This is a genomic window from Neorhizobium populisoli, from assembly GCF_019430945.1.
In the GTDB taxonomy this organism is placed as follows: domain Bacteria; phylum Pseudomonadota; class Alphaproteobacteria; order Rhizobiales; family Rhizobiaceae; genus Neorhizobium; species Neorhizobium populisoli.
In genome coordinates this window covers 288,184-301,623 of record NZ_JAHYCB010000006.1, presented here as the reverse complement: position 1 = coordinate 301,623, position 13,440 = coordinate 288,184, and the positions used below count along the sequence as shown (strand labels likewise).

The window sequence follows — 13,440 nt, the reverse complement described above, 5'->3', positions numbered from 1 at the left end:
TTTGAGCAAAAAGCGCGGTTCGGCAAGCGGCCAGCCGTGCTTCATCCCCAGTCTCGCCGTCTTCAGGCCAGTCTTCAGGCCTGCGCGTCGAACCGCGCGAGAAGCTTCGCCCGTGTCGCCTCGTCGACGAAGGCCGCTTCCAGCGCAGTCCGCGTCATCGCGTTGATCTCGGCATCCGAAAGCTGCATCTCGTTGGCGGCAATCTCGTATTCGCGGGCCAGCGACGTATGGAAGAACGGCGGATCGTCGGAATTGAGGCAAACGCGCACGCCGGCCTCTTTCAGGCGCTTCAGCGGATGGCTGTCGAAATCCGGAAAGACCTTGAGCGCGATATTCGAACCCGGGCAAACCTCCAGAACTGTGCCGAGCTCGGCCAGCCGTTCGACGAGGGCAGCGTCCTCGATCGACCGCACGCCATGGCCGATCCGCGCCGGCTTTATGAGATCGAGCGCATCGGAAACGCTGAAGGCGCCGCAGATTTCGCCGGCATGGATGGTGAGGCCGAAACCGGCGTCGCGGGCGATATCGAAAGCACGCGCATAATCGGCCACAAGGCCCATCCGTTCCTCGCCGGCCATGTTGAAGCCAGTTACCAACGGGTTCTTCGCCTTCGCGGCATATTCGGCCGCCTGCACAACGCGCTCAGGTCCGAAATGCCGCTCGCCGGTGATGATGATGCGGGCCTCGATACCGGTCTTTTCGCGTGCGGCATGAATGCCGTCGGAAATCCCGGCGAAATAGGCATCCGCTCCGAGCCCGATCCGCTCGCCATGGTCCGGCGACGCGATGATTTCGCTGTAGATCGTGTTCGCCGCAGCGAGTTCCGTCAGATAGGTCTTGGTCAGCAGCGCGTAGTCATCCGCCGTCCTGAACAGCGAGGCGACCGCATCGTAGCAGACGATGAACTCGGCAAAGTCCGACCAGACATAGGCGCCGTCGCGCAGGATATGGCTGGTTTCGACGCCGTATTTGCGGGCCTGCGCCTCGGCAAGCGCCGGCGGGGCAGCGCCTTCGAGGTGGCAATGGATTTCGGCTTTGAGAAGGTGTTGTGTCATAGAAAACTCTGTCCGTGCTGGCCGCCCGGTATCGAAAGATGTTCGGCAATGGTCTCGGCGATATCCGCATAGGTCGAGCGAATGCCGATCGAGCGGGAGCGGATGCCCGGCCCGAAGGCCATGATCGGCACGCGTTCGCGGGTGTGGTCGGTGCCGCGCCAGGTCGGGTCGCAGCCGTGATCGGCGGTCAGCACCACCAGATCGCCCGGCTGCAGCTTGCGATGGATGTCCGGCAGCATCAGGTCGAAACGTTCAAGCGCCGCCGCATAACCCGGCACGTCGCGGCGATGGCCGTAAAGCATGTCGAAATCGACGAAATTGGTGAAAACGAGATCGCCGACGGACGCCTCGTCCATGGCGGCGAGCGTCGCATCCATCAGCGCCGCATTGCCGCTCGCCTTGATGATGCGCGAAACGCCCTGATGCGCAAAGATATCGCCGATCTTGCCGACCGCATGCACGGAGCGTCCGCCGCGGATCAGCCGGTCGAGAAGCGTCGGCTCCGGCGGCAGGACGGAATAGTCGCGACGATTGCCGGTGCGCTCGAAGGTTTCCGCGCTCTCGCCGACAAAGGGACGGGCAATCACCCGGCCGATATTCAGCGGATCAAGCAACACGCGCACGACTTCGCAAAGCTTCAGCAGGCGGTCGAGACCGAAATGGCCCTCATGCGCGGCGATCTGGAAAACGGAGTCTGCCGACGTGTAGCAGATCGGCCGGCCGGTGCGGATATGCTCCTCGCCGAGCCTCGCAATGATCTCGGTGCCGGAAGCATGACAATTGCCGAGAATGCCGGGTACGTCGCCTTCGCGGCAGATCGCCTCGATGAGTTCGGGGGTAAAGGCGTCGCCCTCTGTCGGGAAATAGCCCCAGTCGAAATTGACCGGTGTGCCGGCAATCTCCCAATGGCCGGACGGCGTGTCCTTGCCGCGCGAAACCTCGTCGGCTGCCCCGTGCAGGCCGAAGATGCGTTCGGGCATCGGCATGCCGGGTGGATAATCGCCGCTTGCGAGCCTGGCGATTTCGAGAAGGCCAAGGGACGACATGTTGGGCAGATTGAGCGGTCCTTCCCGCAGGTCGGCACGGTCGCCGGCGCCGGCGGCGCAGAACTCGGCAATGTGGCCAAGCGTATTGGAGCCGAGATCGCCGTAGTCACCCGCGTCGCGGGCACCGCCTACACCGAAACTGTCGAGAACGAAAAGAAAGGCACGTGCCATCTGTCACCCGGATTTCATCCATATAGGCGGTCGGCGGATGCCGGCCGGTCTGAATCGGGATTCATATAGCTGTGAGGCGGAATTGGCAAAAGGTGCGGTTCAGCAATTGCTGCATGCAACGCCGTTGCCCATGCGCTGGCGGTAGAAATATTCCCGACCAATGGTGATGTTGCTCACGCTGTTCGGCACCGCGCCGGACATGAACATCAGCAACTGGTGGTCGACCGAGACTTCCGAATGGATCAGGAAGGAATTAGCGGTCCGCATCTCGCTCGGCACGTTGACCGCAGCACCCACCGCATAGGGCTTTCCACCGGACTGATCCCAGGACCAGGCGACGGTCGGCTTGCCTGACCCGTCAAGCTGGACACCGGTGATCTTGATCTTCAGATTGTTGGTTGTGTAGGGCGCAAAAAGGCTGTTCGTCACATCCTTCATGGTCGCGAGGACTGTCTTGTCGACCGTCGTTTCGCGCGTCACCAGATCGGCGATGGTGCTGGCGCTGCGCGTCACCCGTTTGGCGACGCTGAGGCCGATCGTGATCTCGAACGAGGTGATATAGAGGCTGAGCAGCAAAGGAGCGATCAGCGCGAATTCGACGGCGCCGACACCGCGCCTGTCGGTGACGAACCGCTTCAGGCGGATCAGAAGGCCTTTGGCCCGGGCCGGGCGCATGGGATTCAGGTCTTCCATCACGGATAGTCCTCGTTCCGGAAGGCGGCTGTTTCCACGATGAGGAAATAGTTGGGGCGACCGCCGCTCGGGCGCACGTTGGTGATGTAGGGGCGAAGCAGATCGGTCAGGATATCCCACCGATAATAGGCGCGCACCATGTTGATCGTCTTCTGGGCGCCCGGCGCGTAGTTGTTGATCGTAGCTGTATTGAGATCGCCGTTGGCGCTGAGCGGCACGTTGCCCGGGATGAGCGCGAAAGTCGAAAAATTGCGCACGTCAAGCCAAAGCTTGTCCGGCGTCGCGATCTCCTGCTCGCTGCATTTGATCAGGATCGAGATCTCGCCGCAGAACGCCCGCCGGAATGCCGCCTTATTGGTCGTCGTGGCTGTAATACTGCCTGTCCTGACCTTGCGCGACATCGTATCGACCGCGTTGGCGACGAGCTGTTCGCCCGTATAGGCGATGAAGGTTTCCAGGATAGCGAAAACGATCATGAAATAGGGAATGGCGAGCAATGCGAACTCGATTGCCGCACTGCCATCGCGCGAGCATGCAAACCGGCGTCCGATCCACCGTTTTTTCACGGGGCGCGGTGCTTCGTTTTTCGTATCGTCATGATCCTGGCGCATGAATTCCGTCCGACAGCCCAGCTGGAGCGTTCGGATGGTACGGACGGATTATTGAGATTCCGTTGCACCGGTCTCAGGGAATTTAACCACCTGTCCCTGATCAGGGCGAGGCTGCACTGTTGTTCTGGAAATTGGCATGTTCTTCGCAGTTCGGCGTGCAGGACAGGATCGTGCGTTGTACCTGCCTGAAGACACGTACCGTATTGCCTTCGTCGATGGAGACCAGAATGCGTTCATCAGCGATGGCATTTCCCTCTGCGTCGAGAAGGACGAGGTTCGTGGTTCCGAAGGCGCGGCCGGTCAGCACGATGGTCGTGGAATCCGCAACGGTCGCGTCGGCCACATTCGAATTGCCGACGATAACCTTGCTCACCGGACGGTCGAGCTTCAATACGCGCGCGTGATTCATGAATACGCGCAGCAGGCTTCCGTCCTCGGCCACCGACGAGCTGGCTCCAGCCAACACGCCTGCGCAAAGGGCAATGGAACGAACCAGTACGCTGCGGAATGCCATTGGAATGGGCCTTTGGGTGCGATGTTTGTTTGCAGAGAATGGAGGCGAATGGTGAATGAACGGTTAAGCCGTCCCGTCTTGGGTGCTTGAGGGTGCCTTAACCTTGTTTGAAGGGCCTGAAAAACGGCCCGCAATGTTGCCGCCAGCGCCAGAAATTGGCGATTAATATGTTGATACTTATTATATTTTAGAAGATTAGTATATAACGTTGTCAGGTCGCTCAAATTGACCTGATTTCCTTCCGGCTTCGTTTACCACGCCGTGGACAAACGGACGTTAACCGATTGGTAACGACATTCCTTAAGCCGATAGCAATCGTCCGTTTGTAGATTAACCGCATCCGAACAACGGCAAACAGTTGTCGGGAAGTGCTGAACAACAATTGTGGTGTAGGAGAGTCCCATGTCCAAGATTTTCGCTCGTTTCATGAAAGATGAGTCCGGCGCAACCGCCATCGAGTATGGCCTGATTGCCGCGCTCATCTCTGTTGCCCTTATTGCCGGCGCGACCAGCCTCGGCGGCTCGCTCGACAACCAGTTCAAGGCTCTGGCAGGCAAGCTGGACAACGCAGGTAAGTAAAACCTGCGCGCCTTGTTACGAGAAGCCGCTTCACCGAAGCGGCTTTTCGTGTTGCGACTTTCAGGTGGCATGAACGAGGATCGACCGACCACATGATGATCATTTCCGCAATCATCCTGACGGCATTGCCGCTTGGTCTGGCCTTGGCCGCGATCAGCGACCTCTTCACCATGACAATACCCAACCGGATATCAATCGCTCTATTGGCGATTTTTGTTGCGACCGCCCCTTTCATTGGTCTGTCCTGGGCGGATATTGGTATGAGTCTCGTTGCGGGTTGCCTTGTATTCGCAGCGTGCTTCGCTCTCTTCGCCATGAACGTCATGGGTGGTGGCGATGCCAAGCTCCTCACCGCTACCGTCGTTTGGTACGGGTTCAATCACTCGCTGCTCGCCTACCTGGTAACGGTCGGTTACGTCGGCGGGGGCGTCACCCTGATGTTCCTGCTGCTTCGAGCAAGTTCAAACTCGGTCATGGCGATGGGAATCCCGCTGCCGGCTTCGCTGGTTACCGCCAAGAAGATTCCCTATGGCATCGCCATCGCCATTGCCGGTTTCCTGACTTTTCAGCAATCGCCGATCTATTCGCTGGCCATCGCGTCGTTCAATTGACGCATCGGGAAATATAAAGGCTGCATTAACCACAATTGTAAGCCGGTTATTAACCATAATTACACCATTGCGGCCCATCCTCCGGGGAAATTAGTGTTCCCTCAAGGAATGGCCATGAAGCCGACCCGTATCATCATTCTAGCGGTTGCCGTCGTCGCGGCGGGTCTTGCCGGCCTGCTGGCCATGAAGATTTCCGGCGCGAAGGCTCCAGATATCGTTGAAACCGTCATCCAGAAGGAACCGACGGTCAAGGTTCTCGTCTCCGCCGAAAGCCTGCCTGTCGGCAGCCGGCTGAACGAAAAAGCCATGGAATGGATGTCCTGGCCAAAAGACGGGATCGTCGAGGGCTTCATCACCGACCAGGCGCGCCCGAATGCCATGACCGAGCTTCAGGGCGTCGTCGTGCGCATGCCGCTGTTCAAGGGCGAGCCGCTGCGCGCCGAGAAGATTGCCGATTCGTCGAGCCGCATCATGTCGTCGCTCCTGCCGTCCGGCAAACGGGCGGTGGCGACGGAAATCTCCGTCGCGACGGGCGCCGGCGGTTTCGTGCTGCCGAACGACCGCGTCGACATCATCATGGTGCGCCAGAACAAGGATGGCGGCGGTGGCTACATCACCGAGAACATCCTGAACAACATCCGCGTCCTCGCCATCGACCAGCAGATCCAGGAAAGCGAAGACGGCAAGAAGGCCGTCGTCGGCACGACGGCGACGCTGGAGCTGACGCCCGATCAAGCAAAGGTCATCGCGGTCGCCCAGCAGATGGCCGATCGCCTGACGCTGGCGTTGCGCTCCGTCGCGGACAGCCAGGAGGCGGACACTGTCGCTGCCGACTATCTCCTGCATGGCGGCGACGGCAAGGCGGATATCCAGGTCATCAAATCCGGCTCGATCGTGAAAAGCACGGCGACGACGGCGCAGGCGAAGTGAACGGAGCGGTCAGTTGAGAAATCTGAAGCAAAAGATTCGTAGCTCGGCAGCGGCGGGCATGGCTTTCTGCCTTTCCTTTTCCGGCGTCCAGTTCAACATCGCGCCGATCGCCTTCACGCTTCCGGAAGCCCAGGCGGCAACCGACGCAAGCGTCGTGCGCATCACCCAGGGTGGTCCGGGCGTCAGCAAACGGCTGCAGCTTGGCCTCAACAAGGCGCTGGTCGTCGATCTTCCGTCCGACGCACACGACATCCTGGTCGCCGATCCGAGCATGGCCGATGCCGTCACCCGCACGTCGCGCCGCATCTATCTGTTCGGCAAGACGGTCGGCCAGACGAACATCTTCATCTTTGGCCCGAACGGCGAGGAGATCGTCAGCCTCGATGTCGAGATCGAGCGCGATATTTCCGGTCTTCAGGACAACCTTCGCCGCTTCCTGCCGGAATCCAACATCAAGGTCGAGATCATCTCCGACAACATCGTGCTGTCGGGCACGGTCCGTACGCCACAGGACAGTTCCCAGGCCGAGAAGCTTGCCAACGCCTTCCTCAAAGGCGGTGAGGCGACCACCCGCAATATCACGGCCCAGGGCAATAACGGCGACGCGGACATCTTTGCCGAGTCGCGCCAGAAATCGTCGATCGTCAACCTCCTGACGATCGAAGGCGAAGACCAGGTGACGCTGAAGGTTACCGTGGCGGAAGTCAGCCGGCAGGTGCTCAAGCAGCTCGGCTTTAACGGCGCCGTTTCAGGCCCGCGCGGCTCTGTCTCCTTCTCCAACCCGGCCAATCTCGGCAACGCCATCGCCACCTTCGGCGGTGCGGCGCTGGGCGGCATGGTCGGCAATACCAGCCTTGCCACATACATGAACGCCATGGAACAGGCGGGTGTCATGCGCACCCTCGCCGAACCCAGCCTGACGGCGATTTCCGGTCAGCAGGCAAAGTTCTACGTTGGCGGCCAGTACCGTCTGCCCGGAGAGCAGGAAGTTGCGATTGACAAGGATACCGGCCAGCGAACCGTTACCCGGACGACCAGCTCGGTCGACTACGGTATCGAACTCAATTTCAAGCCCATCGTCCTGTCCCCCGGCCGTATCAGCCTGAACATCGAGACCAATGTCTCCGAGCCAACCTACGAGGGCTCGGCCGTCACCGGCAATACCAAGGCGATGGATATTCAAGGCAGCACCTATATGTCGATCCGCAAACGCGAAGCTTCGACCACGGTCGAACTGCCTTCCGGCGGCTCGATCGTCATCGCCGGCCTCGTTCAGGATAACGTCCGCCAGGCGATGTCGGGGCTTCCGGGCATTTCCAAGGTTCCGATCTTCGGCACGCTTTTTCGTTCGAAGGACTTCATCCGCAACGAGACGGAGCTCGTCATTATCGCGACGCCTTACCTCGTTCGCCCGGTGGCCCGTAACGAGATTGCCCGGCCGGATGACAATTTCAATCCGGACAACGACGCCGCAACCTTCTTCCTCAACCGCATGAACAAGATCTACGGCCGCAAGGAGCCCGTTTCGGGTGGCCAGTATCATGGCGCGGTTGGCTTCATCTACAAGTGATCGGTCATGGCCATGCAAATTCGAAACATTTTTGCCGAAGGACGGAACGTCATGACTGATCGCCCAGCGAGGAACATTGCAGGGTATCGCGGCAGGATCGCCGGCGCGGTTGCCCTGACCTTTTCAGCCATGCTGCTTGCATCCTGCGGCAATAGCCAGCTGACGACGGGCTCGATCCCGGACGACTATCGCACCCGCCATCCGATCATGCTGGCTGAGGGACAGTCCGCCATGGATATCCCGGTGTCATCCGGTGACGTCCGTCTGACACCGGCGATGAAGGACAATGTGAAGGGTTTCGCGCAGCGGTTCATGGCAACGCCTGCCGGCGTCATTCAGGTCCAGGTTCCCTACGGGTCCTACAATGCCGGCGCGGCCCAACACATGGCAGGCGATATCCGCCGTGCACTGGTTTCCGAAGGCATCAAGCCGCACCGTATCCTGATGACCACCTACGGTGCCTCGCCGAACGGCGACGCTGCGCCGATCCGCCTGAGCTTCGTGAGCACCAAGGCCATGACCGGCGCCTGCGGCGAGTGGCCGGAGGATCTGTCCAACGATACGCTGGGCAACAAGAACTGGTACAATTTCGGCTGCGCCAGCCAGAACAATCTTGCAGCCCAGATCGCCAACCCGACCGACCTCGTCGCGCCGCGCGGCATGACGCCGATCGATGCCACCCAGCGCGCCAACGTCATCAGTACCTATCGCGGCGAAAACAGCGCCGAGACGAACTGAGCCCTTTGGACCGGAGAAACAGATGAGCGCGATCAATTACGAAATCCGCACTTCCGGCACCGAAGACCGGTTTGCCGAGGAAGTCGAGCGTCCGGACGATTTCGACGCGCTGCGTCCGCTGCCGCGCATTTCCATCCATGCCTTCTGCGAAAGCGAAGCCATGCAGCGGATGATGGACCGCATGGCGCGCGACCGGCGCATGTCCAAGGTCAATCTGCGCGTGACGGTCGGCAGCACCAGCGCTGCCGCCAACATGTTCTCGTCCTCGCCGACGCCGAACCTGATCATTCTGGAAACCGAAGCCGAGCCGAAGAACCTGCTCGAGGAACTGACGCCGCTGGCAGAAGTCTGCGATCCTTCGACCCGCGTCATCATCATCGGCCGCTATAACGACATCTCGCTCTACCGCGAACTGATCCGCAACGGCATTTCCGAATATCTCGTCGGCCCGGTGCAGATGCCGGACATGCTCGCATCGATTTCCACGATCTTCGTCGATCCGGAGGCCGAGCCGCTCGGCAAGTCGGTCGCCTTCATCGGTGCCAAGGGCGGTGTCGGCGCCTCAACGATCGCGCATAATTGCGCCTTCGGCATTTCCAGCCTGTTTTCGACCGAGACGATCCTTGCCGACCTCGACCTGCCTTTCGGCACGGCGAATATCGATTTCGACCAGGACCCCGCCCAGGGCATCGCCGAAGCCGTGTTCGCGCCCGAACGTCTCGATGAAGTCTTCCTCGATCGACTGCTGACCAAGTGCTCCGAGCACCTGTCGCTGCTGGCCGCCCCGTCGCTGCTCGACCGTGCCTACGATTTCGACCGCGGCGCCTTCATGCCGATCATCGAACTCCTGCAGCGCAGCGCGCCGGTCGCCGTCCTCGACGTACCGCATGCCTGGAACGAGTGGACCCGTTCGGTGCTTTCCGAGGTGGACGAAGTCGTCATCTGCGCGGTGCCGGATCTCGCCAATCTGCGCAACACGAAGAACATGCTCGACGCGCTGAAGAAGCTGCGACCGAACGATCGTGCACCGCATCTCATCCTCAATCAGGTCGGCATGCCGAAGCGTCCGGAAATCGCCCCGGCGGACTTCATCGAGCCGCTGGAAATCGAGCCTATCGCCATCCTTCCTTTCGACGTGCAGCTGTTCGGCAATGCCGCCAATAGCGGCCGCATGATCTCGGAAATCGATGCGAAATCGCCGGTCGCCGAAACCTTCTCGCAGATCGCCCATATCGTCACTGGCCGCGTAGCGGTGAGGAAGGCGAAAAAGGGCGGGCTCGGCAAAGTGCTCGGCATGCTTTCCCGCAAGAAGGCGTAACCGCAGGAAGTCATCATGTTTGGAAAACGCGGAAACGAAGGTCCTGGAAAGAGCGGCAGCATGGTTGCTCCGCCGCCGTCGGCTGCATCGGCTCCGGCAGCGGTCGCGCCGCGGCCGGCTGCTCCCGAAGTGCTGTCCGAGCCGGCCCGTGATACGAGCGGCTCGCGCCAGCAAGTTACTCCGCCGCCGCTCTCCCCGCAGGCACCCGCCCGCAAGCGTCCGGCGCGCACCGAGCTTTATTACGACACCAAGAGCCAAGTCTTCTCCGCGCTGATCGACACGATCGACCTGTCGCAGCTCGCCAAGCTCGATGCCGAGAGCGCGCGCGAAGAAATCCGCGATATCGTCAACGATATCATCACCATCAAGAATTTCGCGATGTCGATTTCCGAGCAGGAGGAACTGCTCGAGGATATCTGCAACGACGTTCTTGGCTACGGTCCGCTCGAGCCTTTGCTCGCCCGCGACGACATCGCCGATATCATGGTCAACGGCTCGGGCCAGACCTTCATCGAAGTCGCCGGCAAGACGATCGAGTCGGAAATCCGCTTCCGCGACAATGCCCAGCTCCTGTCGATCTGCCAGCGCATCGTCAGCCAGGTCGGCCGCCGCGTCGATGAATCGTCGCCGATCTGCGACGCCCGTCTGCCGGACGGCTCGCGTGTCAACGTCATCGCGCCGCCGCTCGCCATCGACGGCCCGGCACTCACCATTCGTAAGTTCAAGAAGGACAAGCTGAACCTCGACCAGCTCGTCAAGTTCGGTGCGATCACGCCGGAAGGCGCGACGCTCCTGCAGATCATCGGCCGCGTCCGCTGCAACGTCGTCATCTCCGGCGGTACCGGCTCGGGCAAGACCACGCTTCTGAACTGCCTGACGCGTTATATCGACGCGCATGAGCGCATCATCACCTGCGAGGACACGGCCGAGCTGCAGTTGCAGCAGCCGCATGTCGTGCGCCTTGAAACCCGCCCGCCGAACATCGAAGGCGAGGGCGAGATCACTATGCGCGACCTCGTCAAGAACTGCCTGCGTATGCGTCCCGAACGCATCATCGTCGGCGAAGTGCGCGGACCGGAGGTCTTCGACCTTCTGCAGGCGATGAACACCGGTCACGACGGCTCGATGGGTACCATCCACGCCAACACGCCGCGCGAATGCCTGAGCCGTATGGAATCGATGATCGCCATGGGCGGTTACACGCTGCCGGCCAAGACCGTGCGCGAAATCATCGTCGGTTCGGTCGACGTCGTCGTCCAGGCGGCTCGCCTGCGTGACGGTTCGCGCCGCATCACCCAGATCACCGAGGTGATCGGCATGGAAGGCGACGTTATCGTCACCCAGGACCTTATGCGTTACGAGATCGAGGGCGAAGACGCCTCCGGCCGCCTGATCGGCCGCCACCTGTCGACCGGTATCGCCAAGCCGTATTTCTGGGATCGTGCCCGCTACTTCAACGAAGAGAAGCGCCTTGCGGCCGCTCTCGACGGCATGGAGCGCGGGAAAGACTAACGGGGCTCAAGGAGCGCGGGGTTCGCTGTGAATATTTTCGTCTTCGCGATCGTCGCGCTCGTAGCCATCTCCGCTGCAGGCCTGTGTTATGGCCTGCTGTTTTCCCGCATGGAAACGGAAAAGAAGATCGACACCCGGCTGTCGAGGGTCAAATCCGCCGAGACCGATCTCGCCAAGATGAAGGCTGCCCGCGACCGGGTGCAGGAACTGTCGAAGCGCCGCAAGTCGGTTCAGGATTCGCTGAAGGATCTTGAAAAGAAGCAGCAGGAAAAAAACCGCAAGATGGGCGACGGCAGCATCAAGTCGAAGCTCAACCAGACCGGCCTGTCGATCACGCTTGCAAAATTTTACATCTTCAGCGTCCTGTTCGGCGTTTTCGTTTTCCTGGTCACGCTGATTGCCGGCCTGCCGCTGCTTGCCTCCATCGGTGCTGCTTTCGTCAGCGCGCTCGGCCTGCCGCGGTGGGTGATCGGCTTCCTCGTCGGACGCCGCCAGAAGAAGTTTCTCGAAGAATTTCCCAATGCACTGGACGTCATGGTCCGCTCGATCAAGTCCGGCCTGCCGCTCAACGATGCGCTCCGGCTGATCGCCTCCGACGGCCAGGAGCCGGTGAAATCGGAATTCCGCCGGGTGATCGAAGCCCAGCAGGTGGGCCTCAGCATTCCGGAAGCCTGCGCCCGCATGATGCTCACCATGCCTTTGCCGGAGGTGAACTTCTTCGCGATCGTCATTACCATCCAGAGCCAGGCGGGCGGCAACCTTTCCGAAGCGATCGGCAACCTGTCCAAGGTTCTGCGCGACCGCAAGAAGATGAAGGCCAAGGTTCAGGCGCTCTCTATGGAAGCCAAGGCTTCCGCCTGCATCATCGGCGCGCTGCCGTTCATCGTCTCGCTGCTCGTCTACCTGACCTCGCCGGGCTATATCAATATCCTGTTCACCGATCCGCGCGGCCACCTCATCCTGCTGTTTTCCGGCATCTGGATGTCGATCGGCATCTTCGTCATGCGCAACATGATCAATTTCGATATCTGAGGACGGCAAGATGGATCTGGCTAAAACACTGACCGATCCGATAACGCTTCTGGCGATCCTGGTCGCCATAGCGGTCTTCGCGACGCTCTATACCCTTGCGAGCCCCCTTCTGGAGCGCGGCAACCTCGACAAGCGCATGAAGGCGGTTTCCACGGAACGCGAACAGATCCGCGCCCGCGAACGGGCCCGCATGAATGCCGAACAGTCCAAGACGTCGCTGCGCGCCCAGAACAACCAGTCCGTCCGCCAGATCGTCGATCGGTTCAACCTGCGCGAGGCGCTGGTCGACGACAAGACGGTGGCCAAGCTGCGCGCCGCCGGTCTGCGCTCGCAAAACGCGCTCAACATGTTTCTTGTGGCGCGCTTCCTCCTGCCGTTCGTTTTCCTGGCGCTGGCGATCGTATGGATCTTCGTTCTCGGCAACATGGCAAGCAAGCCTCTGCCGATCCGCATGCTGGTTGCGATTGTCGTCGCCTATGTCGGCTTTTACGCGCCGAACATCTATGTCAGCAACTTGATGGGCAAACGTCAGGCGTCGATCAAGCGGGCCTGGCCCGATGCGCTCGATCTGATGCTGATCTGCGTCGAGTCGGGTATTTCCATGGAAGCGGCCATGCGTCGCGCCGCGGAAGAAATGGCCCAGCAGTCGCCGCCGCTCGCCGAGGAATTGGTGCTGACGACGGCTGAACTGTCCTTCCTCCAGGATCGCCGCACCGCCCTCGAAAACCTCGGTAACCGCACCATGCTCGACGGGGTAAAGGCCGTTTGCCAGGCGCTCATCCAGGCCGAGCGCTACGGCACGCCGATCGCTTCGGCACTGCGCGTGCTGGCCCAGGAAGGCCGAGACGAGCGGATGAACGAGGCGGAGAAGAAGGCCGCCGCGCTGCCGCCGAAGCTGACGGTCCCGATGATCCTGTTCTTCCTGCCCGTCCTCGTCGCCGTCATCCTCGGCCCGGCAGGCATTCAGGTGGCGGACAAGTTCTGATCGGCGAGCGTCTAGCTGAACCAGCCATATACTGATAACGTATATACGATTTCAGTACCGGACGGGGAGGGCGCC

14 protein-coding genes are annotated in these 13,440 nt (G+C 60.8%); 9 read left to right on the top strand and 5 right to left on the bottom strand.

Going from position 1 to position 13,440, the window contains the following annotated elements:
* Positions 1-74: 74 nt before the first annotated feature.
* From KX729_RS18925 to KX729_RS18905, 5 genes are all read right to left on the bottom strand, one after another.
* Positions 75-1,055 (bottom strand): adenosine deaminase, encoded by a 981-nt coding sequence (locus tag KX729_RS18925; protein WP_219744033.1) that lies wholly within the window; start codon positions 1,053-1,055, stop codon positions 75-77.
* Positions 1,052-2,272 carry a phosphopentomutase gene (locus KX729_RS18920; protein ID WP_219744032.1) on the bottom strand — a complete coding sequence of 407 codons (1,221 nt, stop codon included), beginning with the start codon at positions 2,270-2,272 and terminating at the stop codon, positions 1,052-1,054. Before KX729_RS18920 ends, KX729_RS18925 begins: the two co-directional genes overlap by 4 nt.
* Positions 2,273-2,371: 99 nt before the next feature.
* Positions 2,372-2,965: a TadE/TadG family type IV pilus assembly protein gene (locus tag KX729_RS18915; RefSeq protein WP_376776019.1), complete on the bottom strand. Its 594-nt coding sequence runs from the start codon at positions 2,963-2,965 to the stop codon at positions 2,372-2,374.
* Entirely contained in the window at positions 2,965-3,576 is a 612-nt protein-coding gene (locus KX729_RS18910) for a TadE/TadG family type IV pilus assembly protein (protein WP_219744031.1), read from the bottom strand. Before KX729_RS18910 ends, KX729_RS18915 begins: the two co-directional genes overlap by 1 nt.
* A 100-nt stretch (positions 3,577-3,676) precedes the next feature.
* The gene (locus KX729_RS18905) at positions 3,677-4,090 is read right to left on the bottom strand and encodes a pilus assembly protein N-terminal domain-containing protein (protein ID WP_219744030.1); all 414 of its coding nucleotides are present in this window, start codon (positions 4,088-4,090) and stop codon (positions 3,677-3,679) included.
* Between the two features lie 402 nt (positions 4,091-4,492).
* Between KX729_RS18905 and KX729_RS18900 the strand changes: the two genes are divergently transcribed.
* The 9 genes from KX729_RS18900 (at position 4,493) to KX729_RS18860 (ending at position 13,365) form a co-directional block, all read left to right on the top strand.
* Positions 4,493-4,669 carry a Flp family type IVb pilin gene (locus tag KX729_RS18900; RefSeq protein ID WP_219744029.1) on the top strand — a complete coding sequence of 59 codons (177 nt, stop codon included), beginning with the start codon at positions 4,493-4,495 and terminating at the stop codon, positions 4,667-4,669.
* 95 nt (positions 4,670-4,764) lie between these two features.
* On the top strand, positions 4,765-5,280 hold the full coding sequence (locus KX729_RS18895; RefSeq protein ID WP_219744261.1) for an A24 family peptidase: 516 nt from the start codon (positions 4,765-4,767) through the stop codon (positions 5,278-5,280).
* Between the two features lie 114 nt (positions 5,281-5,394).
* Entirely contained in the window at positions 5,395-6,210 is an 816-nt protein-coding gene (gene cpaB, locus KX729_RS18890; RefSeq protein ID WP_219744028.1) for a Flp pilus assembly protein CpaB, read from the top strand.
* A 13-nt stretch (positions 6,211-6,223) separates the two neighbouring features.
* Positions 6,224-7,780: a type II and III secretion system protein family protein gene (locus tag KX729_RS18885; protein WP_219744027.1), complete on the top strand. Its 1,557-nt coding sequence runs from the start codon at positions 6,224-6,226 to the stop codon at positions 7,778-7,780.
* A 51-nt stretch (positions 7,781-7,831) separates the two neighbouring features.
* A complete protein-coding gene (locus tag KX729_RS18880; protein WP_246617688.1) occupies positions 7,832-8,518 on the top strand; it encodes a CpaD family pilus assembly protein in 687 nt (228 codons plus the stop codon).
* 22 nt (positions 8,519-8,540) lie between these two features.
* Entirely contained in the window at positions 8,541-9,836 is a 1,296-nt protein-coding gene (locus tag KX729_RS18875) for a CpaE/TadZ family protein (RefSeq protein WP_219744025.1), read from the top strand.
* A gap of 15 nt (positions 9,837-9,851) precedes the next feature.
* The gene (locus KX729_RS18870; protein ID WP_219744024.1) at positions 9,852-11,348 is read left to right on the top strand and encodes a TadA family conjugal transfer-associated ATPase; all 1,497 of its coding nucleotides are present in this window, start codon (positions 9,852-9,854) and stop codon (positions 11,346-11,348) included.
* Positions 11,349-11,375: 27 nt separating this feature from the next.
* Positions 11,376-12,380, top strand: coding sequence for a type II secretion system F family protein (locus tag KX729_RS18865; RefSeq protein WP_219744023.1), 1,005 nt, complete (start codon positions 11,376-11,378; stop codon positions 12,378-12,380).
* Positions 12,381-12,390: 10 nt separating this feature from the next.
* Positions 12,391-13,365, top strand: a complete 975-nt coding sequence (locus KX729_RS18860; protein ID WP_219744022.1) for a type II secretion system F family protein — start codon at positions 12,391-12,393, stop codon at positions 13,363-13,365.
* Positions 13,366-13,440: the final 75 nt, after the last annotated feature.